We start from the raw sequence: 20,379 nt of genomic DNA, 5'->3' as shown, positions 1-20,379 counted from the left end.
GTCCCTCCCCCGACCCCGACGCCCCCGGAGCAGGAGAGCGCCGGGGAGCGCCGGAGGAGCCCGGAAACGGGGAGCACAATGGGAGGACTACGCATCCCCTCGCGAACGGAGCACCACCGTGGACCACATCCGACTCGGCGATTCCGGGCTGTACGTCTCCCGCCTGGCCCTGGGCACCATCCCCTTCGGCTCCGGCGGCGGCATGGAGGAGATTGCCGGGCTGGACGACGCCGCCGCGACCCGCCAGCTGGAGACCGCCCTGGAGCGCGGGGTGAACTTCGTGGACACCGCGAACATCTACAACGGCGGGGACTCCGAGAAGGTGCTGGGCCGGATCCTCGGCCGGCACCGGGAGGAGATCGTGCTGACCTCCAAGGCCCGCACCGCCGTCGGGGACGGACCCAACGACTCCGGGGCCTCCCGGCTGCACCTGACCCGCGCCGTCGAGGACTCCCTGCGCCGCCTGGATACGGACCACCTGGACCTGCTGTACCTGCACCAGTGGGACGGGCAGACCCCCATCCGGGAGACCATCGAGACCATGGCACAGCTGATCCGGGCCGGGAAGATCCGCTACTGGGGGGTGTCCAACTACAGCGGCTGGCAGCTGGCGAAGACCGTGTACGAGGCCCGCATGGCCGGTCTGCCCGCCCCGATCGCCCAGCAGGTCTACTACACCCCCGAGGCCCGGGAGATCGAGTACGAGATCATCCCGGCCGCCCGGGACCTGGGGGTCGCCACCTTCGGCTGGTCCCCGCTCGGGGAGGGACTGCTCAACGGGAAGGTGCGCCGCGGGCGCCCGACGCCGTCGGACACCCGGCAGGGCACCGGCTGGCCCGAGCCACACGTGACGGACTGGGACCGGGCCTACGACCTCATCGAGCTGTTCGACGAGATCGCCCAGGAGCTGGGGTGGAGCATCCCGCAGGTGGTGATCTCCTGGATCCTGGGTCGCCCCGGGGTGGCCGGCACGGTGATCGCGGCCCGGCGCCAGGAGCACCTGGAGCAGGACCTGGACGCCGCCGAACTGCACCTGCCGCAGGAGGCCCGCGATCGCATCACCCGCGCCTCCCAGCTGCCGGCCTACTACCCGCTGTGGCACCGGCTGATGAACGGCCAGGACCGCCCGGAGCCGGCCGAGACGGAGTTCTTCGCGGAGCAGCGCGAGCACGTCTTCGGCGCATTGGACGGCGCGTCCGGCGACGACGACTGAGCCGCCCGTGCTGAAGCCGATCCTCTGGCCGGTCCTCGTCCCGTCCCTGCTGTTCTCCATCGGCATCGGGGCGACGATCCCGGTGTACGTGCTGGCCGCGCTGCAGCTGGGGGCCGGCAACGCCCTGGCCAGCGGCACCGTGACCCTGATGGGCGCGGTCTCCCTGATCTTCACGGTCCCGGTGGGCATCCTCATCGACCGGGTCGGGGACCGCCGGGCGATGACCCTGGGCACGGTCGCGGCCGTCGTCGTCACCGCCCTGACGGTGTTCGCGCTGGCCGCTCCCCTGGCCCAGCCGCTGGCCCTGACCCTGTACATCGTCCTGCTGCTGCTGCGCGCCCCCGTGGAGGACATCTGGCGCCTGGCCCGGCAGGCGGTGGTCGCCGAGCACATGCCCCCGGCCCACCTGGGCAAGGCCATGACCGCCCTGGGCGGGACCATGCGGGTGGGCAACCTGCTGGGCCCGCTGATCAGCGCGGCGCTGCTGGTGTGGCTGCCGCTGTGGTCCGTGTACGTGTTCTCCTGCCTGTGCGCGGTGCTGGCCGTGGTCATCCTGAACATCCCGGCCCTGAACCGCGGCTTCGACGACGCCGCGGCCCGCTCCTCCCGCGCGGGTACGGAGGAGCCGGTCCCGGAGATCGGGGCGGCCACGGGGGCCGCCGAACCCGAGGGACCCGCCGAGGCGGCCGCGGATCTGGCCGAACGGGCCGAGCCCGCACCGGCGAGCCCGCGCCCGTCCCTGCGGGCCCTGGCGGTGGACTGGCACGCGGTCTGGCTGGCCGGGATCGGGATCCTGGTGCTGGCCGTGGCCCGGGTGCTGCAGCCGCTGATGGTGCAGCTGTGGGGCGCGTCCATCGGGCTGCACGAATCCGGGATCTCCCTGCTGGTGGCGGTGGGCGCGGCGATCGAGCTGGTGCTGATGTTCCCCGGCGGGTACCTGAAGGACCGGCTGGGCCGGGTCGCGGTGCTCACCGCGTGCCTGGCCGTGTTCGGCGCGGGCTTCGTGCTGATGGGCGCCGTGCCCACGGTGGCGGGGCTGGTCGCGGCCGTCGTCGTGATGGCGGTGGGCAACGGCCTGGGCGCCGGGGTGAACATGACGATCGGGGCGGACCTGAGCCCCGCGGTCGGCCGGGCCCGGTTCCTCGGGGTGTGGGCGGTGTTCACCAATGCCGGGCAGCTGGGCGGACCCGCCCTGGTCTCCGCGCTGCTGAGCATCGCCAGCCTGCCGGCGGCCCTGATCTGCGCGGGCGCGGTGACCCTGGGCGGGGCCGTGTGGACGGCGGCCACCGGGCGGCGCACCGGCCTGCCCGGGCCGCGGCGCTGAGCCGACGCCGACCCGGGAGCCGACCCGCCGCTGAACCGGCACCGGGTCGGCCCCGTGCTCACTCGGTGCCGGCTTCCACATCGATGGTGACAGGATGGGCTCCATGCACCGCGATCAGCGCTTCACCGGCCACATAGCCGGGGTCGGCACCGCCTCGGGGCTGCGCCTGGTCCTGGGAGCCTGGCACACCACGCCCCACGGACCCTTCGCCGACGTCATGCTCGCCCACCCGGACGGCACCCGCCAGCTGCTGGCCCCGGACCCGTGGGTCCGGGACTTCGTGAGCGCCACCTACACCTTCGACGACGCCCGCGTCCTGCCCGTGCGCCTGGCGCGCACCGGGACGGGGCGGGCCTCCCGGTGGGAGGTTTCGGCCGGGCCCCTGGAGTGGAACTTCGCCGTCGGGGCCCGGGACCCCCTGGGGCTGCTGCTGCGCGCCGTGCCGGGGCCGGTGGGCCGCTCCCGCAGCTTCGCCGGGATCACCGACGCCGTCGCCCGCCGGCTCCTGCCCGGGGTGCGCACCCTGGGCACCGCCGGGAACGGGCGCACCGAGTGGTACGCGGCCGCGGACCTGCACCGGATCGCCGACTCCCGGGTCCGGTGGCGCGGGCGCGACGCCGGACCCCTGGCGCCGGTGGACCCGGCCCCGCAGTTCGGCTTCGGCTCCACCCCGCGCACCCCGTGCCTGACGGCCCTGACCAGCACGGTGCGCCTGCCCGCGGGCGGCTGAGACCGCGGGCTTGCGCGCAGAGAAAAAGGAGGGGCCGTTCCCACGCCGTCGATGACGACGCGGGAACGGCCCCTCCGTGGCGGTGCGGACCCTCCTCCGAAGGCCCGCGGCACCGCCGCGGTCGACCACCCCCTATGGTCGGCCCCATGGTCGGCTCCGCCCTGCCGGGCGGATCCCCAGCTGACGGCACCCGGATCCGGGTGCGCCGGCTAGGCGACCACGACCTGATGGCGCTTGGCCGTCTCCCGGGAGACCGACACCTGCACGCCGAGATTCGTGAAGCGCTGCTCCAGCGCCTGGGCGGCCTCCGGCAGGATCTCCTGCTGGATGGCGCCCAACAGCTCCTGCACGTCCACCCGCTCATTGGCGGTGACGTCCAAGGCCAGCTCGGGGGCGCGGGCCGTGCCGCGCAGCACGGCCTTGGCCCGGGTCACATGCTCCAGGTCCTCGACCCGCTGCTCCAGGGCATCCGTGACGGCCGACGCCGGCATCACGGTGGTGCCCTGGCGGGCGTCCCGGTGCAGCTGCAGTGGGGAGGCCTCCTGCTTGCGGGGGGTCTGGGCGGCCAGCCACCACACGGCCAGCAGCACCAGCACGATCCCCGCGGCCAGGGCCGCGCCGGGCAGCCACTGCTGCCCCAGCACGTCCGAGGCCCCCTGCAGGGGCTGGGATCCGGCGTCGAAGCCGTTCAGTCCCCAGGAGGAGACGAGACCGGCGGCGGTCAGGATCCAGAAGGCCCCGGCCAGCAGCAGGACGAGGCCGATCACGGCCAGCCACGCGCGGTTCAGCGCGCCTGCTCTCTTCCTCATGACATCTCCTTCGTCACGGCCCGCACGCGGACCTTCGGCACGGGGGTCACCCCGGCCTCGGACAGCCGACGCTGGACGCTGCCGCGGACCTCCTCCACGATGTCCCGGTGCTCGCGCAGCGGGGTGGTGATCTGCACGATCACGGAGCGCGGATCCGCGGAGGAGCTGACCTTGGTGACGCCGTCCACCAGCGAGGCCTCGGCGGAGGCCAGCCCCGCCAGGGACTTGTTGGTGATCACGGCCTCGGTGCTCCCGTCCACGGCGACCGATTCCGCCACGGGCAGGCTCAGCCGGGCGGCGTGGTGGCGACCGGGCACGATCGCCCCGATCAGCAGCACCAGACCCAGCAGCACCAGGATCACGGCGACGGTCCAGCCGACCGGGGAATCCCAGGCCAGCCCGGAGGCGCCGTCCACGGCGTCGTCGACCTGCGGCATCCAGCGTCCGGAGCTCAGCTGGTCCACGGACAGCCAGATCAGCAGCGCGCCGAGGGCGAGCAGCACCACGCAGGTGACGATGACGGGGGTCAGCCGGGTGGGACGTTGGCGCATTCCCTTCACAGCAGCTCCCTCCTTCCCTGTTCGGTGCGCGGCTGCAGGTAGCCCACGCGGATGTCGACCTGGCGGATCTGCACGCCGGTGGCCTCGCTGACGCGCCGGCGCAGGGTCTCGCGCAGGTCCTCGGTGACCTGGCGGATGGGTGCGGGGTAGCGCACGCCGACCTCCAGGGCCAGGGTCGCGATCCGCCCGGTCAGCTCCACCTTGACGGAGGGGCGGGCGGAGAGGCTCTCCTGCTTGCCGATGCCCAGGACCCCACCCGAGGTGCCCCCGATGTGGGGCTGCTCGGAGGCGATCTGCCCGGCGATCTTCTCGATCACGCGCTCGGCGAGGACGGTGCGTCCCCGCTCGTCGGGCGCTGGGGCCTGCGCGTCGGCGGCGCGGCGGCCCGCGGTGGTGGTCTCAGCCATGGGTCACCTCCGGTCGGAGGACTTGCCCATCAGGGAGCGCAGGTCCAGGCGGCCTTCGAGCACCAGACCGACCACCAGGCCGATCGCGCCGAAGAGCACCACGATCAGGAACATGGAGAAGGTCCCGAAGGCGGCGACGATGCCGAGGACCAGGCCCACGAGCAGACCGAAACGAGTGGTGTTCATGATGAATCCTTAGAGATGAGTGTCCAGAGGGCCGCGCCGCCGCGCCCCGCGAAGGTCCGACGGATCGGAGCTGTGCGGGTGGTTCGCGGCGCGTCGGCGCGGCCGGTGGGGATGCCGCCCCCGCTGGGGTGGCGGGGAGGACTACTGGAGCTGCTTGCCCTCGTCCTCGTTGTCGTCGTTCTCCTCGGGCAGGTGCACGTCGGTCACGTTGATGTTGACCTCGACGACCTCCAGGCCGGTGGCCTGCTCCACGGTGGAGATGACGTTGCGGCGGATGGAGCGGGCGACGTCCACGACGGAGGCGCCGAACTCGATGATGATGGACAGGTCCACCGCGGCCTGACGCTCGCCCTTCTCCACGGACACGCCGCCGGAGACGGAGGTCTGGGCGCCGGGGATCCGCTCGGAGACGGCGTCGAAGGCGCGACGGGCGGCGTTGCCCATCTTGTACACCCCACCGACCTCGCGGGCGGCGATGCCGGCCAGCTTGGCGACCACGGTGTCGTTGATGGTCGTGGTGCCCTGCGAGGTCTGCAGCGGGCTGTTGTTGGCCCCCTTGTCCTCGGAGCGCTGCCCGTTCTGCTGAGCAGAGGAGGTGGTGGACTTGATGTCGTTGGTGTTGGCCATGTCGATGACTCCTTCCTCATGACCGCCATCGGCGACGGTCACCAGTACAGACGCCGCCCGTGCGGAATCCTCACGCAGGTTCTCGAGATTTTTTTCCGGCGGCTTCCCGGAGGGGTGCCCGCGGGCCTCCCCGCGGGAGCCCGGAGGACCGCATCGTCCCCAGTCGGACCGGGATTGTGCGGAGTACGCCGGGGGAGAACCCCGAGGGGCGACGTCAGATGCGTCACGTACCCTGGGGAGGGCAGCCGCCCGGCCCGCGACCCCGCGGAATCCCCGGACACGGCCACCGAGCAGCAGCGACCACCGACGAACGGAGGGGAACCACGGCATGGTCCGGCACGAGCCCGCAGGGCCCGACCTCGAGGACATGGACCTCGCAACGGTCGTGGAGCGCGCCCAGGACGGAGACCTGGAGGCCTTCGAGCCCCTGGTCATCCGCTACGAGACCTCCCTGTTCCGCATGGCCTACCGCATGCTCGGGGACCGATCCGAAGCGGAGGACGTCACCCAGGAGACCCTGATCTACGCGTGGCAGAAGCTGGAGACCCTCCGGGAGCCGGTCACCTTCCCCACCTGGCTGCTGCGCATCGGGGCCAACCGCTGCAAGGATGCGATCCGCAGCGACTCCCGCCGCGGCACCCAGGCGGTGGAGGACGAGACCCTGGAGCGCATCCCCTCGGCGGCGGCCGGGGAGGACCCGCACCGCCGGGCGGAGAGCCGGGCCGGGATGGATCAGCTGAACCGGCTGCTGCAGACCCTCCCCGAGGATCAGCGGCTGGTGTGGATCCTCCGGGAGCTGCACGGGTACTCCTACAATCAACTGGCAGAGACGCTCGGAGTCAGCGAAACCGTGGTCCGGGGCCGGTTGGCCCGCACCCGGAAGAATCTGGCGCAAGGAATGGAGGCGTGGCGATGAGCAGCCAGCACCAGGACGTCGACCCCGAACGGCAGCGGTCCGGCACGGGCCCCGCCGCCCCGGAACCACATGGCGTCGGCCCCTCGGACCCCGCCGCGCCCGACGAGGGTGAGGAGCTGCTGGGCTGCGGGCGCCCCATCGATTCGATCTGGGCCACCCTGGACGGCCCGCCCAATGAGCACCAGCGCAGCTGCGAGTACTGCACCCAGGCCCGGCACAGCCTGCAGTCCCTCGCGGCCCTGACCGATGCGGCCCGGGCCGAGGAGCAGGAGCTGGCACCGGCCCCCTCGATCCGCTCGCGGGTGATGGGCTTCGCCCGGATGCACGTGCGCCGGTCCCACCCCGTCCTGGCGTTCCGCACCGACTCCTCGGAGCTGTTCGTCAGCCAGGCCGCGGTGGCCGCGCGGGTGCGTCGCACCGTGGACTCCTTCCCGGGTCTCACCGCCCGGCGCTGCCGGGTCAGCACCGAGCAGACCCTGCCGGACGGGGAGCGGCCCCTGCACCTGCGGGTGAGCATGAACATCTCCCCGGAGAGCGTCTACACCAGCTATGACCGGAACCTGCGCACCGCCATCGTGGAGGATCTGCGCGATGAGCTGGGACTGACAGCCCAGACGGTGAACCTGGAGATCGAGGACATCAATGATCGCGTCTAGCACGGCCGCCGCCCCCCAGGGGCAGGCGCCCACCAGCCTCATCCACCGGATCGCCGAGGTCCTCGACGCCGACCCCGACGTCGTGCGCCGGGAGCCGACCCTGGCCCAGTTCGTCACCAGCCTGCGCCGCGGGCAGGCCCGCGAGCGGGTGGACGGGCTGCGGGTCTCCGAGACCGACGCCGGGGTGCGCGTCTACGCGGAGATCACGGTCCGGCGGGAGCGTTCCCTCCTGGAGATCCACCGTCGTCTGCGCGACGCGGTGGAGGCGGCGGTGCTCGAGCAGACGGGTCGGGCACCGGCCCTGCTGGATCTCACGATCCTCGGCACGGAATAGCCCGAGACAGCGCGAGCCTGCGCCGCAGATTCACCGCGGCGCAGGCTCGACGCTCTGCTGGGCCCCGGGATCACCGAGGCCCGTCGGTCCTCAGAGCTCGACGGTCTCCGAGGAGCCCTGCGGGCGCTGCCCGGTGACCTTGGCCTTGAGGATCGCGCCGAGGGCCTTCGCGCGCCCACCGGGCTGACCCCAGAACTGGGCGGACTCCCCCTCGAAGCGCAGCACCCCGAGGTTCGGATCCTCCTTGCCGTGCTCGAACCAGGCGCCGGCGGCGTCGTTCCACAGCCGATCGATCGTGGCCCGGTCCTCCTCGAACTCCACGGTCCCGGACACGGACAGCCAGGATCCGGCCTCGGCGAAGGCGAGGTTGACCTGGCCGTTCTTCCGCAGGTTCTCCGCCTGATCCCCCTGCAGCCCGATGAAGAAGCGCACCACGGCCTCCTCGGTGACCTCCTGCGGGGTCATCGGGTAGGACTGCAGGGTGCCGTCGGCGGCGACGGACGTCATCATCACGAAGCGCTCGCCGCGCATGATCTCGACGATGTCCGCGCGGGTCAGTTCCTCGGCCATGGTTCTCCTCCTGGGGTTGGGGTGCCGCCGAGCCCGGGGCTCGTACGGCGGGTGGTTCCGCCTCCCATGCTCCGCCGCCCCGCTCCCGTTGGCCAGGGTGCGGGGCCGGTTGCGCGCACGGCGGACGGAGCCGACGCCGCCACCCAACAGCATGGGCGGCGGCGTCGGGTCCCTCTTACGGGGTGCGCAGGGTCAGGAGGAGGACGAGGAGGTCAGGTCGTAGACCGTGGTGCCTCCCACCGTCGTCGCGGTGAAGTGCTCCTGGACCCACTGCTGGATGGCGGAGGAGCTGGAGTCACCCATCCCGCCGCCGCCCATGCCGCCGGCGATGAAGTAGTGGATCTTCCCTTCGGAGACCATCTGCTTGAACTCGTCCAGCGTGGGGTACGGGTCCGAGCCGTTCCAGCCGCCGATGTCCAGGACCTCGGTGTCCGACGCGAGCATGTAGTTCGCCGCCCCGGTCGCGCCCATGGTGGCCGCGGAGTACTCGGTGCCGGCGTTCTCCAGCAGCTCGGTCAGCTCGGCGTTGGACTCGCCCATGCCGCCGCCCATGCCGCCCTGGGCCCCGTCGGTCTGGGTGCCGTCGGAGGTTCCGGACGCGGACCCGTCGGTCTGCGCGGAGTCGGTCCCGGTCTGGCCCGCGCCGCTCTGACCGGTTCCGTCCTGGGAGGTGCCGTTCTGGGCGGCACCCCCGGGCGCGGTACCGGTCTGACCGGTGCCACCCTGGGTTCCGTCCGTCTGGGTGCCATCCGTCTGGGCGCCGTCGGTCTGCCCCGCGGTCCCGCCGCCGGGGGCACCACCCGTGCCGCCGCCGGGTCCGCCCATCCCGGAGGCACCGGCCACGGCCGGCCCGGAGGACGGGGTGGAGCCGGTGTGAGCCTGGCCCGCGGTGGCGACACCCCAGGAGGCCGTGCCGAGGCCGCCGAAGATCAGCGCGGCCAGGGCCAGCACCGTACCCATCCGGCGGAAGCCGCCCGGGCGCAGCCGGTGCACACCGGCCGCGATCGCGACCGCGGTGAGGGACCCGCCGATCAGGATGACCCAGCGCAGCCACGGCAGCCAGTCCGCCCCGGCGCTGCGCAGCAGGGCGAAGTTCCAGATCACCGTGATCAGGAGGGTTCCGGCCAGCGTCCAGCGGGCCGGGGCGTACTCGCGTCCTCGCCACAGCTCGACGCCGCCGATGGCCACCAGGGCGGCGACGGCCGGGGCCAGGGCCACCACGTAGTAGGGGTGGATGGTGCCCTGCATGAAGGAGAAGATCCCGGCGGTGATCACCAGCCAGCCGCCCCAGACCAGCAGGGCCGCGCGGGTGCCGTCCGTGCGCGGGGCGCGGCGGGTGAACCAGAGGCCGGCCACGAGCAGCACCGCGGCGGCGGGCAGCAGCCAGGAGATCTCCGGGCCGAAGCCGGAGTTGAACATCCGCAGCACGCCGGTGGAGCCGCCGAACATGGAGCCGCCACCGCCGCCCCCTCCGCCGCCGTTGCCGGAGCCGCCGAAGATCCGGCCGAGGCCGTTGTACCCGAAGACCAGCTCCCAGAAGGAGTTGTTCTCGGTGCCGGCCATGTACGGGCGGGAATCGGCCGGCCAGGCGTAGAACACCGCCGCGTAGGCCAGCACCGGCAGGCACACGCCCACCGCGGCCACCGCGAGATCGCGGATCCTGCGCACCCATCCGCCGCGGGCGGCCACCAGCACGGCCAGGGCCAGGGCGGGCAGGATGAGGAAGCCCTGGAGCATCTTGACCAGGAAGGCCAGACCCAGGATGAGTCCCGCGCCGAACAGCCACCCGGTGGAGGCGAAGCGCCGGGCCGGGTCGGATTGGATCGCGCGGATGGTGAAGTACGCGCCGAGGGTCAGGCACAGGGTGAGCATCGCGTCCGGGTTGTTGAACCGGAACATCATCACGGCCACCGGGATCAGGGCCATCAGGGTTCCGGCGATCAGCCCGGCGATCTTGCCGCTGGTGCGCTTGACCGCCAGGTACAGCACCCACACGGCGGCGATGCCCATGAGCGCCTGCGGCAGCAGCACCGTCAGGGAGCTGAAGCCGAAGAGGCGGGCGAACAGCGCCGGGATCCAGTAGGCGGCCGGCGGCTTGTCCACGGTGATGCCGTTGTTGGCGTCCAGGGAGCCGAACAGCATCGCCGTCCAGGATTTCGATCCGGCACGCACGGCGGCGGCGTAGAAGCTGTTGCCCCAGCCGGAGATGGTCAGGTTCCACAGGTACAGCACGGCGGTGCCGAGCATCATCAGGGCGACGGCGGGGTTCAGCCATCGCGGTTCGCCGGGTGTCCCGGCGATCAGCCGCCGGAAGCGGCCGGGGGTTCTCTGGGTCAGCATGGTGCTCCTCAAAGGATCAAGGGGTTGGGGAGGGGGTCAGGGGTGGGTTCAGGCGGCGCGGGCGGCGTCGGCCTCGGCGGGCTCCGCCGGTCGCACCGTCTCGGGAGTGCCGGCGAGGCGCGCCTCGGCGGCGTCGGCTGCGGATTCGGCTGCGGCGTCCTCGCGGGGGCGGAAGACCCACCAGCGGAACAGGAGGAACTTCAGGACGGTCGCGGCGAGGTTGGCCAGGACGACGGCGATCACCTCCAGCACGGGGTGGTTCCCGCCCAGCGCGTCCAGGCCCGCCAGGGCCCCGGCGGTCAGGCCCCAGCCGAGGAAGAACACGATCAGGCCCTGCAGCTGGTGCTTGGCCGCTCCGGCGCGGCCGGTGACCCCGAAGGTGAAGAAGCGGTTCACGGCGGTGTTGGCCACGGCCGTGATGATCAGGGCCAGGAAGTTGGCCCACTGCGCGCTCATCGTCATCCGGCACAGCACGAAGATCAGCAGGTAGGCGAGGGTGGAGCCGACGCCGACGACGCAGAAGCGCACGGCCTGGGAGAACAGGGCGTTGGACTGCCCGGCGATCGCTCCGCGGCCGAGTTCCGCGCGCAGGGCGCTGACCGGGATCCGGCCGGTGGCCATCTCCTTGGACAGCCGGATCATGCCCTTGATGTCGTCCGTGGCGGTCTTGACCACGTCCACGCTGGAGTGGGGGTCATCGGTCCAGTCGACGGGGACCTCGGCCACGCGCAGGCCGACCTTCTCGGCGAGCACCAGCATCTCGGTGTCGAAGAACCAGGCGGCGTCCTCGGTGTAGGGCAGCAGCTTCTGGGCGACGTCGGCGCGGATGGCCTTGAAGCCGCACTGGGCGTCGGAGAAATGGGCGCCCATGAAGGTGCGCAGCATGAGGTTGTAGCAGCGGGAGATGAACTCGCGCTTGGCCCCCCGGACCACCCGGGAGCTGCGGTTCAGGCGGGTGCCGATGGCCAGGTCCGAGTGCCCGGTGATCAGCGGGGCGACCAGCGGCTGCAGGGCGGCGAGGTCCGTGGACAGGTCCACGTCCATGTACACCAGCACGGCGGCGGCCGGGTGGGTCCACACCTCGCGCAGCGCCCGGCCCCGGCCCTTCTGGTCCAGGTGCACGGTGCGCACCGCGGGCAGCTCGCGGGAGAGGCGCTCGGCGATCACGAGGGTCTCGTCCGTGGAGGCGTTGTCCGCGACGGTGATGGAGTACGTGTAGGGGAAGTGCTCGGCGAGGTAGGCGTTGAGCCGGCCCACGCAGGCCTCGATGTCGGTCTGCTCGTTGTACACGGGGATGGTCACGTCCAGCACGGGCTGCGGTCCGCGGGTGTCCACGGGGTCCCGGCCGATGTCGACGACGCGGGCGGCGGCCGCGGTGCGGGAGGTCAGGGACTGGGGGGTGGGGGCTGTGGTGGTCATGGGACCAGCGTCGAGGCCCGGTGTGTGCCGCCTGTGTGGCGCTGCTGTGCCGTTGCTGTGACTGCGGAGGGGCGGGGCGGGATGGGGGCTGGGGCAGCAGCGGGTGGCCTGGTCAGGCGAGACGGCGGTCCTTACGGCGTTGCGCTGTCTCAGAGGGCTCAGACGGGATCGTCATCCGCATGGGGGTTCTTGAAGAGCGAGTCCAGCATCGCCCCTCTTCAACGAGAAATCGCCCCCTGCAGTCGGTTCTGGGCATCCACCGCCGAGAGGATCTCATAGATCATGATCTTCCCCTGGTCGAAGTCGAGGACCGTGGTCTTGACGGATGGCCTGGCCGTCAGCTTCACGGACACGCCCCGGCCCTCTTCGGTGAATTCTGCGGTGAACTTCTCGCCCCATGATCTGATGGACAACCCCTGGCGGAAGTGCAGCATGCGACCATCGCGCCCATCGAACTTCACGGATTCGACGGTCGCGACACCGAGGAGGAAGACCTCCTGCGCCTCTTCCATCGGTCTGTCGATGCGCAGGGAACCGGTGGACCTGACCCCGCTCCTCGTGATCTTGAATGTCTTCACACCCTGCGTGTACTCGGCATGCCAGGGGCGCAACCTGATCCGGTGTACTGCGCCCAGCAGAAGACAGGCGGCGAAGGTCAGGGCATACAAATAAGCCCAGGCGTATGATTCCTCAGAGGTTGCCGCCAGCGTTATCCTCGTCGCCGCCGAACTGAGGATGAGCCCAGCCGTCCCCGCCGGAAGATATCCGAAATGCCACTCCATCGGTGAGGACCTGATCATCGAAACGCCCAATGCCCGTGGGTTGATGTCATCGAGAGGACCCGGTCTCTTCCGGGCACCGGGTGACGCTCATCAGATCCGGCGGAGCGCTCAGATCCTCCGGCTCCATCCGCAGCACCCGAGCCTCGCTGCCATCAGCATCCGAGGTCGGGGCAGGACGGGAAGCGGCATCGCGACCCCCTCGACAAGGCACGCAGGCCCACACCACGGAGCGCGATCCGGTGCCTGATGAGAAGTGTCAGACATCATGTGGGCTCCGTCAAACTCATCCCTCGCGGGCGGCTTCGAGGCAGGACCCTACGGTCGAAGCCCGAGCTCTGGGTGCCGACGCGGGACGCGCCCGCCGCGGCCTCGCCCTCTCCCCGATCGATTCGAGCAGGCCGGGCGAGAGCGCGGTACCGCGAGGATGAGACGATGCGGTCTGCACCCCCGGGAACCACAACCGCGGGCGCAGACCGCATCCATGCCCTCCGGATCCGGCAGAAGTGTGTCTCGGGGCAGCGAAGCCCCGGAGCGCGGACCGGGAGCGTCCGCGGGTGCGAGCCCGTCCCATGACGCCGGAGGCGGGGAGAACGGGAGGGCTGACGGTCCTGATGGAGCCGATGCCCCGCGGATGAGACACCATCGTGCTCTCCCCCACGAGGTGAGGCAACCCGAAGGAGACGCCCAGCCCCCGCGCCATCGCGGGTGCGGGGCGTCTCCCCTGGTCACGCGCCGAGACCCCCCGAGAGTGATATTCCTCACCATCAGGGGCTGGGTCAGGAGTCCGTCCCGGAGGAGTCCGACGACGACCCCGAGCCCTGGCCCGCGGCCCCCTGCCCGCCGGAGGCCCCACCCGCCCCGGACGAACCCGAGCCGGTCGAGCCCGTCCCCGACTGGGCGGCCTGCAGCGAGACGAGGGTGACGGCGTCGTCCTTCTTGGTCCCGGAGGCCATGACCTCATCCCCCGTGGAGATGCCGCTCACCAGGGAGGAATCGGACACGGTGTAGACCTGGGTGTGCCCGTCGGAGGACTTCACGGTCACGGAGGAGTCGGAGATCTTCTCCACCGTGCCGGTCTGGGTGATGGTGGTGACGTACTCGCCGTTCTGCTCGGTGACGCTCTGCGAATACAGCGGCTGCCCGCCGGCGATGCCCAGCCCCGCAGCGCCCATGCCCGGTGCGCCGCCCTGCGCGGTGCCGCCGGCGCCCGTGCCCGACTGGCCGGTCCCCGACTGGCCCGTGCCGCCCTGCTGCCCGGACTGACCCGCGGCGCCGGAGCCGTCTCCCGACTGGCCCGCGCCCGCCTGGCCGGTGCCGCCCGCCTGGCCGCCACCCATCCCGCCGCCCATGCCGCCGGGTCCTCCCTGGCCCTGGGAGCTGGAGGAGTCCGCGGCGGAGGACAGCCCGTAGGCGGCCGCGGCCGCGCCGCCGGTCACGGCGATCGCGATGGCCGCCGTCGCCGCGGTCTTCCGGGTGCTCCAGGTGCGCCCCGCCCTGCGGTCCCGGGCTCGCTCCCACTCCTCGGCGGGAGCGCCCCAGGCCGGGGCGGGACCCCCGGCGATCGGCTCGGTCTCCTGTCGGTGCGTGGCGGGGTAGGAGGCGGCGGGGCGGGTCGCCTCTCGGCGGCGGGAGCCGGCCTCGGTGCGGCGGACGTCGTCGACGCCGTAGCCGTCGTCGACACGGTGGACGCCCTCGGAACGGTTGGCGTCCTCGGCGCGGCGGGCCGCCTCCTCGGCGGATCGGCGGGCGTCATCCTTCGGATGCTGTGCGGAGTCGCGGGTGGTCATGGCTGAGGATCCTCTCGGTCGGGTCCGTGGTTGGTCCCTACCGACGATCCGGACGCCGCCTGTGCCCCGGCTGTGCCGGCGTGTTCGGGTTGCTGTGACCTGTCCCCGAGACGCCGCCCAGGCCCCGTGGCGGGCAGGCCGCGGGCTAGTGTGTGGAACATGAGCCAGAACACCGCCGCCTCCGCCACCGAGCTCGCCCGGAACCTGCCCGCCCTCGAGCACCCGGACGGCAGCCGCATCCGGGCGCTCGTCGTCGACGACGAGGCGATGCTCGCCGAGCTGATCGGCTCCGGCCTGCGCATGACCGGGTGGGAGGTGCGCTCCGCCGGGGACGGCCCCTCCGCCCTCGCCGCCGCCCGCGAATTCCGCCCCGATGTGCTGGTGCTGGACATCATGATGCCCGGGTACGACGGCGTCGAGCTGCTCTCCCGCATCCGCGCCTTCCAGCCGGAGGTCCCGTGCCTGTTCCTGACCGCCAAGGACTCCGTGGATGACCGCATCCAGGGCCTGGCCGCCGGGGCCGATGACTACGTGACCAAGCCCTTCTCCATGGAGGAGGTGATCATCCGCCTGCACCGGCTCGTGCAGCGCTCCGGGGTCGCCGCGGTGGACGACGCCGAGCTGGTGGTCGGGGACCTGGTGCTGAACCAGGACACCCGCGAGGTCACCCGCGGCGGGGAGGAGATCACCCTGACCGCCACGCAGTTCGAGCTGCTGCGCTACCTCATGGAGAACGCCAAGCGCGTGGTGTCCAAGGCGCAGATCCTGGACAGCGTGTGGAATTACGACTTCGGCGGACAGGCCAACATCGTGGAGCTGTACATCTCCTACCTGCGCAAGAAGATCGACGTCGGCCGCGAACCCATGATCCACACGGTGCGCGGGGCCGGGTACGTCATCAAACCCGCCGTCTGATGGCCCTCGCGCACGACGACGCCACCCCCGCCCCGCGCGGGCCGGCGACGAATGAGGCGGCCGCGACCGGGACCGCCGGGGGCGGGGCGGCCGCGAGCGGTTCCGCGACGGCCCCGCGCCGCCCGGCGGCCCCCGCGCGCGCCGGGCTGCTGCACCCGGGCCGGTGGCGGCTGCGCACCCGGCTGATCGCGATCCTCCTGGCGTTCCTGGGCATCGCGTGCCTGGTGATCGGCGCCGCCAGCTACGCCGCGATGGACGCGAACCTCACCGGACAGCTGCGCACCCGACTCGCCGAGGCCTCCGACCGGGCCACCAGCTTCGCCGGACCGCACCGCGGCCAGGACGGCACCGGCGCCGATGGCTCCGCCGGGGGAGCCGACGGCGGCCAGGATGCGGCCACGAGCACCCCGAGTCCCTCCTCCACCGCCCCCAACCCTCTGAACGCCCCGGGCCAAGCCGCCGGAACCCTCAACGCCCGGGTCGTCGGCGGCGAGTTCGTCTTCGGCGGGATGCTGGACACCCGCGGCTCCGCCGTCGCCCTGACCGCCGCCGATGAGCAGACCCTGCTGAACCTGCCGGTCGGGAAGGAGGCGCAGCGGGTGAGCCTGTCCCAGGGGGACTACCTGGCGCTCGCGGAGAAGGACGCCAGCGGGCAGACCGTGATCACCGGGCTGCCCACCGCGGACGTGGACCGCACCCTGACCACCCTGCTGCTGATCACCGTCGGCGTCAGCGCGGCCGCCCTGGTGCTGGCCGGGCTGCTCGGATCCTGGGCGATCCGGCGCACCATGAAGCCGCTGGAGCGGGTCTCCGCCGTCGCCACGGACGTCTCCCAGCTGGATCTGGGCGCGGGCCAGCTGCCCCCGGAGACGCGGGTGGCTCCCGCGGACGCCCGCCCGAGCACGGAGGTCGGCGCCGTCGGGCACGCGCTGAACCTGATGCTGGAGAACGTGGATTCGGCGCTGAGCGCGCGGCAGCGCTCCGAGGACCGGGTGCGGGAGTTCGTCGCGGACGCCTCCCACGAGCTGCGCACCCCGCTGGCGGCGATCCGCGGGTACTCCGACCTGCTGAAGTGGACCGAGGACCTCACCGAGGACGGGCAGCGCTCCCTGGGCCGGATCGACTCCCAGTCCCAGCGCATGGCGGCCCTGGTGGAGGACCTGCTGTTGCTGGCGCGCCTGGACCAGGGCCACCAGCCGGTCAGCGAGGACGTGGACCTGACCGAGCTGGTGGTGGAGAGCGTCTCCGACCTGCAGGTGGCCGCCCCCTCGCACCGTTGGGCCCTGGAGCTTCCCGAGGAGCCGGTGGTGGTGCGCGGGGACCCCCGGCAGCTGCGCCAGGTGCTGATGAACCTGCTGTCCAACGCCCGCAAGCACACCGACGACGGCACCACCGTGACCACGGCCCTGGGGGTCAGCGCCAACCGCCGGGAGGCCGTGCTGACGGTGACCGACGACGGCCCCGGCATCGACCCGGACTTCCTCCCGCGGATCTTCTCCCGCTTCGCCCGGGCGGATCAGGCTCGCTCCGGGGAGGTCGGCACCACGGGCCTGGGCCTGGCGATCGTCAAAGCCATCGTGGAGAGCCACGGCGGCCGGATCGCGGTGGCATCCCGCCCGGGCCGCACCGAGTTCGAGGTCCGCCTCCCGACGGCGACGGCGTCGTAGCCGAGGGGCCCGGGGCTGGAGGCCAGGCGGCTCACCGACCCGGCGCATCCGTTCCCATCCGGGCCTCCCCGGGCGGCGAGGCGGCGCATTCGTTCCCAGGAACGGCAAACTTGGGAACGGATGCGCCGGGTCGATGGAGGGTGGGAACGGGTGCGCCGGGTCGGCGGGTCTTCGCGCGGGAAAACCGGGACCCCGGAGCCCCGAGTCCGAGACCAGACCCCTCCCCGAGACCGGAACCCTCCGGCCCGGCCTACTCCCCCAACTGGGCCGCCAGGTAGCTCGCGCTCGCGCCGGCGCCGTCGGCCACCTCGCGCGGGGTGCCGGCGGCGACCACCCGGCCGCCGTCCTGCCCCGCGCCGGGACCCAGCTCGATCACGTGGTCGGCCTGGGCCACCACCCGCATGTCCAGCTCCACGACCACCACGGTGGACCCGGCATCCACGAGTCGCTGCAGGTGGGCCAGCAGCCGGTCCGTGTCCGCCGGGTGCAGGCCCGCGGTCGGCTCATCCAGCACGTACAGGGCGTCCCCGCGGTGGCTGCGCTGCAGCTCGGCGGCCAGCTTGACCCGCTGCGCCTCCCCGCCGGACAGCTCCGTGGCCGGCTGGCCCAGGCGCACGTAGCCCAGACCGACGTCGTCGAGGACCTCCAGGGTGCGGCGCACCTCCGGCACCTCGTCGAAGAACTCCCGGGCCTCGGCGACCGTCAGGTCCAGGACCTCGGCGATGTTCCGCCCGTTCCACGTGATCTGCAGGGTCTCCGGGTTGTAGCGGGCGCCGTGGCAGTCCGGGCACGGCGAGTAGACGCTGGGCAGGAACAGCAGCTCGACCATGATCCACCCCTCCCCCTCGCAGGTGGGGCAGCGTCCGCCCGGCACGTTGAAGGAGAACCGGCCGGGCTTGTACCCGCGGCTGCGGGACTCGTCGGTGCCGGCGAACAGGCGGCGGACCCGGTCGAACAGGCCCGTGTACGTGGCCACGTTGGAGCGCGGCGTGCGCCCGATGGGCTTCTGGTCGATGCCGACGACGCGGCGCACCCGAGCGACGTCGCCGGCCACCGCGCCGCGGGTGGTCTCCGCGTCGGTCTGCAGCAGCAGGGACGCCTCATCCGGGGCCTGCTCGGCGGTCTCCTCCGGGTGGGCGGCACCCCCGGCGGCGTTCGCCCCGGCGCGGGCCAGCAGCTCCGGCAGGGCCTGCCCGACCAGCGTGGACTTGCCCGCCCCGGAGACCCCGGTGACGGCGGTGAGGCAGCCCAGGGGGATCCGCGCGTCGGTGCCGTCCAGGTTGTGCCGGTGCACCCCGGTCAGCTCGAGCCACCCGGTGGGGGTGCGGCCCGCGGGCTCGGGGCGGGCGGCGTCGTCAGCGAGGTAGCGGCGGGTCACGGACTCCTCCACCCGCGCCAGGCCCGCCGGCTCCCCGCTGTAGAGCACACGCCCGCCGTCGGAGCCCGCGCCGGGGCCGATGTCCACCAGCCAGTCCGCGGCGCGGATGACGTCCAGGGAGTGCTCGATGACGAACACGCTGTTCCCGGCCGCGCGCAGGTCCCGCAGGATCCCCAGCAGCGCCTCCCGGTCCCGCGGGTGCAGCCCGGCGGAGGGCTCGTCCAGGACGTAGACGACGCCGAACAGCTCGCTGGACAGCTGCGTGGCCAGGCGCAGCCGCTGCAGCTCCCCCGGGGACAGGGTGGGGGTGGCGCGGTCCGGAGAGAGGTAGCCCAGGCCGAGGTCCAGGATGGGGCGCAGCCGGGCCAGCAGATCCCGGACCAGGCTGCGGGCCGCGGCGATCTTCTCCGCGGAGAGGTTGGGGGTGGTGCGCACGTCCCCGCCGCCGGCGTGGGCCGAGCCGCCCGCGGCCACCCGGGCCTCGACGGCGGCGCGGCGGGCGGCCTCATCCGGCAGGGCGGCGGCCCGGGCGTCCTCGGGGGCGGTGGGGGTCCAGGCGTCGTCGAGCACGGGCGCCAGCAGGTCCCGCAGCTCGTGCAGGGGCAGCGCGGAGATCTCGGTGATGTCCAGGCCCTCGAAGGTCACGCTCAGCGCCTCGGCCTTGATGCGCCGGCCGCGGCACGCGGGGCACACGGCGCCGGTGAGGAAGCGGGCGGCGCGCTTCTTGGCGGCGGCGGACTTGGACCCGGCGAAGGTGTCCAGCACGTAGCGGCGCGCCCCGACGAAGGTCCCCCGGTAGCTGGGCTCCGCGCCGTCGGCCTTCAGCCGCCGCACCGCCTCCGGGCTCTCGGCGTGCCGGTACACGGGGATGGTGGGACGCTCCTCGGTGTAGAGGATCCACTCGCGGGCGTCGGCGGGCATGTCCTGCCAGGGCGCATCGATGTCGTAGCCGAGGTTCACGAGGATGTCCCGCTGGTTCTGCCCGTGCCAGGCTCCGGGCCAGGACGCGATGGCGCCGTCCCGGATGCTCAGGGTGGGGTCCGGGACCATGAGGTCCTCGGTGACGTCGTAGACCCGGCCGATGCCGTGGCATTCCGGGCAGGCGCCCTCCGGGGTGTTGGGCGAGAAGTCCTCGGCGTAGAGCATGGGCTGGTCCGCGGGGTAGATCCCGGCGCGGGAGTACAGCATCCGCAGGACGTTGGACAAGCTGGTCACGGAGCCCACGGTGGAGCGGGCGGAACCGCCGGTGCCGCGCTGCTGCTGCAGGGCCACGGCCGGGGGCATGCCCTCGACGGCGTCCACCTCCGGCACGCCCGCCTGGTCGATCAGCCGACGGGCGTAGGGGGCCACGGATTCCAGGTAGCGCCGCTGGGATTCGGCGAACAGCGTCCCGAAGGCCAGCGAGGACTTCCCGGACCCGGAGACCCCGGTGAACACGACGATGGCGTCGCGCGGGACCTCCAGGTCCACGTCGCGCAGGTTGTGCTCGCGGGCCCCGCGCACCCGCACGACGTCGGGGGCCGGGGTGGCGGGGGTGGGTGAGACTTGGCCGGGGGTGGGCGATGTGGGGGCGTCGGGGGCAGCGTTGGGCTGGTCGGTGGGCATGTCCCATGCCTACCACGCCGGTGGGGAGGGGCAGGTGGGCATGGGTGGAGGAGGGGCGGGGAGCCGTGGAGTCGAACGGTCGTGGCCCCGCCATGGACGTCATCTTCGGGGAGGCGATCCTCCCCCACCCTTCCCCGGCGTTTCACGTGAAACG

The 20,379-nt window shown here is 72.7% G+C and carries 19 protein-coding genes; 8 read left to right on the top strand and 11 right to left on the bottom strand.

The genetic code is table 11. The features are described from left to right. Positions 1 to 118 precede the first annotated feature (118 nt). The 3 genes from AC0VXQ_RS00375 to AC0VXQ_RS00365 all read left to right on the top strand — a co-directional run bounded on the left by AC0VXQ_RS00375 (position 119) and on the right by AC0VXQ_RS00365 (position 3,267). On the top strand, positions 119 to 1,213 hold the full coding sequence (locus AC0VXQ_RS00375; RefSeq protein WP_129358055.1) for an aldo/keto reductase: 1,095 nt from the start codon (positions 119 to 121) through the stop codon (positions 1,211 to 1,213). A 7-nt stretch (positions 1,214 to 1,220) separates the two neighbouring features. Then, a complete protein-coding gene (locus AC0VXQ_RS00370) occupies positions 1,221 to 2,537 on the top strand; it encodes an MFS transporter (RefSeq protein ID WP_100463511.1) in 1,317 nt (438 codons plus the stop codon). A gap of 103 nt (positions 2,538 to 2,640) precedes the next feature. Further along, the gene (locus AC0VXQ_RS00365; RefSeq protein WP_100463510.1) at positions 2,641 to 3,267 is read left to right on the top strand and encodes a hypothetical protein; all 627 of its coding nucleotides are present in this window, start codon (positions 2,641 to 2,643) and stop codon (positions 3,265 to 3,267) included. Between the two features lie 209 nt (positions 3,268 to 3,476). Here the strand turns inward: AC0VXQ_RS00365 and AC0VXQ_RS00360 are convergent, their stop codons facing one another. The 5 genes from AC0VXQ_RS00360 to AC0VXQ_RS00340 all read right to left on the bottom strand — a co-directional run bounded on the left by AC0VXQ_RS00360 (position 3,477) and on the right by AC0VXQ_RS00340 (position 5,856). Continuing rightward, a complete protein-coding gene (locus AC0VXQ_RS00360) occupies positions 3,477 to 4,076 on the bottom strand; it encodes an Asp23/Gls24 family envelope stress response protein (protein ID WP_058731708.1) in 600 nt (199 codons plus the stop codon). Beyond that, positions 4,073 to 4,627: a DUF6286 domain-containing protein gene (locus tag AC0VXQ_RS00355; RefSeq protein WP_058731709.1), complete on the bottom strand. Its 555-nt coding sequence runs from the start codon at positions 4,625 to 4,627 to the stop codon at positions 4,073 to 4,075. Before AC0VXQ_RS00355 ends, AC0VXQ_RS00360 begins: the two co-directional genes overlap by 4 nt. A gap of 5 nt (positions 4,628 to 4,632) precedes the next feature. Next, positions 4,633 to 5,043, bottom strand: a complete 411-nt coding sequence (locus AC0VXQ_RS00350) for an Asp23/Gls24 family envelope stress response protein (protein ID WP_196826273.1) — start codon at positions 5,041 to 5,043, stop codon at positions 4,633 to 4,635. A gap of 3 nt (positions 5,044 to 5,046) precedes the next feature. Continuing rightward, positions 5,047 to 5,229, bottom strand: coding sequence for a hypothetical protein (locus AC0VXQ_RS00345; protein WP_058731710.1), 183 nt, complete (start codon positions 5,227 to 5,229; stop codon positions 5,047 to 5,049). A 141-nt stretch (positions 5,230 to 5,370) separates the two neighbouring features. Continuing rightward, positions 5,371 to 5,856 (bottom strand): Asp23/Gls24 family envelope stress response protein, encoded by a 486-nt coding sequence (locus tag AC0VXQ_RS00340; RefSeq protein ID WP_058731711.1) that lies wholly within the window; start codon positions 5,854 to 5,856, stop codon positions 5,371 to 5,373. A 328-nt stretch (positions 5,857 to 6,184) separates the two neighbouring features. Between AC0VXQ_RS00340 and AC0VXQ_RS00335 the strand changes: the two genes are divergently transcribed. From AC0VXQ_RS00335 to AC0VXQ_RS00325, 3 genes are read left to right on the top strand one after another with little or no spacing between them, the layout of a single operon-like run. After that, positions 6,185 to 6,772, top strand: coding sequence for an RNA polymerase sigma factor (locus AC0VXQ_RS00335; protein ID WP_061225115.1), 588 nt, complete (start codon positions 6,185 to 6,187; stop codon positions 6,770 to 6,772). Further along, the gene (locus tag AC0VXQ_RS00330) at positions 6,769 to 7,428 is read left to right on the top strand and encodes a hypothetical protein (protein WP_196826272.1); all 660 of its coding nucleotides are present in this window, start codon (positions 6,769 to 6,771) and stop codon (positions 7,426 to 7,428) included. The genes AC0VXQ_RS00335 and AC0VXQ_RS00330 overlap by 4 nt, the downstream gene beginning before the upstream one ends. Then, entirely contained in the window at positions 7,415 to 7,762 is a 348-nt protein-coding gene (locus AC0VXQ_RS00325; RefSeq protein ID WP_058731714.1) for a hypothetical protein, read from the top strand. The genes AC0VXQ_RS00330 and AC0VXQ_RS00325 overlap by 14 nt, the downstream gene beginning before the upstream one ends. 90 nt (positions 7,763 to 7,852) lie before the next feature. Here the strand turns inward: AC0VXQ_RS00325 and AC0VXQ_RS00320 are convergent, their stop codons facing one another. From AC0VXQ_RS00320 to AC0VXQ_RS00300, 5 genes are all read right to left on the bottom strand, one after another. After that, positions 7,853 to 8,332 carry a pyridoxamine 5'-phosphate oxidase family protein gene (locus AC0VXQ_RS00320; protein WP_058731715.1) on the bottom strand — a complete coding sequence of 160 codons (480 nt, stop codon included), beginning with the start codon at positions 8,330 to 8,332 and terminating at the stop codon, positions 7,853 to 7,855. 192 nt (positions 8,333 to 8,524) lie between these two features. Continuing rightward, positions 8,525 to 10,672, bottom strand: a complete 2,148-nt coding sequence (locus tag AC0VXQ_RS00315) for a glycosyltransferase family 39 protein (protein WP_196826271.1) — start codon at positions 10,670 to 10,672, stop codon at positions 8,525 to 8,527. A gap of 48 nt (positions 10,673 to 10,720) precedes the next feature. After that, positions 10,721 to 12,091 carry a bifunctional glycosyltransferase family 2/GtrA family protein gene (locus tag AC0VXQ_RS00310; protein WP_064725753.1) on the bottom strand — a complete coding sequence of 457 codons (1,371 nt, stop codon included), beginning with the start codon at positions 12,089 to 12,091 and terminating at the stop codon, positions 10,721 to 10,723. Positions 12,092 to 12,309: 218 nt separating this feature from the next. Beyond that, complete coding sequence (locus tag AC0VXQ_RS00305) at positions 12,310 to 12,873, bottom strand: hypothetical protein (RefSeq protein ID WP_058730568.1); 564 nt, start codon at positions 12,871 to 12,873, stop codon at positions 12,310 to 12,312. 776 nt (positions 12,874 to 13,649) lie between these two features. Then, on the bottom strand, positions 13,650 to 14,660 hold the full coding sequence (locus tag AC0VXQ_RS00300; protein ID WP_475528696.1) for a hypothetical protein: 1,011 nt from the start codon (positions 14,658 to 14,660) through the stop codon (positions 13,650 to 13,652). 159 nt (positions 14,661 to 14,819) lie between these two features. On the opposite strand from AC0VXQ_RS00300, the gene AC0VXQ_RS00295 reads away from it, so the two are divergent. Both AC0VXQ_RS00295 and AC0VXQ_RS00290 read left to right on the top strand, forming a co-directional pair. Then, positions 14,820 to 15,575 carry a response regulator transcription factor gene (locus tag AC0VXQ_RS00295; protein ID WP_058731667.1) on the top strand — a complete coding sequence of 252 codons (756 nt, stop codon included), beginning with the start codon at positions 14,820 to 14,822 and terminating at the stop codon, positions 15,573 to 15,575. Continuing rightward, on the top strand, positions 15,575 to 17,242 hold the full coding sequence (locus tag AC0VXQ_RS00290; protein ID WP_475528694.1) for a sensor histidine kinase: 1,668 nt from the start codon (positions 15,575 to 15,577) through the stop codon (positions 17,240 to 17,242). The genes AC0VXQ_RS00295 and AC0VXQ_RS00290 overlap by 1 nt, the downstream gene beginning before the upstream one ends. A 250-nt stretch (positions 17,243 to 17,492) precedes the next feature. On the opposite strand, the gene AC0VXQ_RS00285 is transcribed toward AC0VXQ_RS00290, so the two are convergent. Next, positions 17,493 to 20,225, bottom strand: a complete 2,733-nt coding sequence (locus AC0VXQ_RS00285; RefSeq protein ID WP_081275403.1) for an excinuclease ABC subunit UvrA — start codon at positions 20,223 to 20,225, stop codon at positions 17,493 to 17,495. Positions 20,226 to 20,379: the final 154 nt, after the last annotated feature.

The organism is Rothia sp. QJM3NY_36, from assembly GCF_056173115.1.
This window is presented reverse-complemented; position numbering and strand designations above follow the sequence as displayed.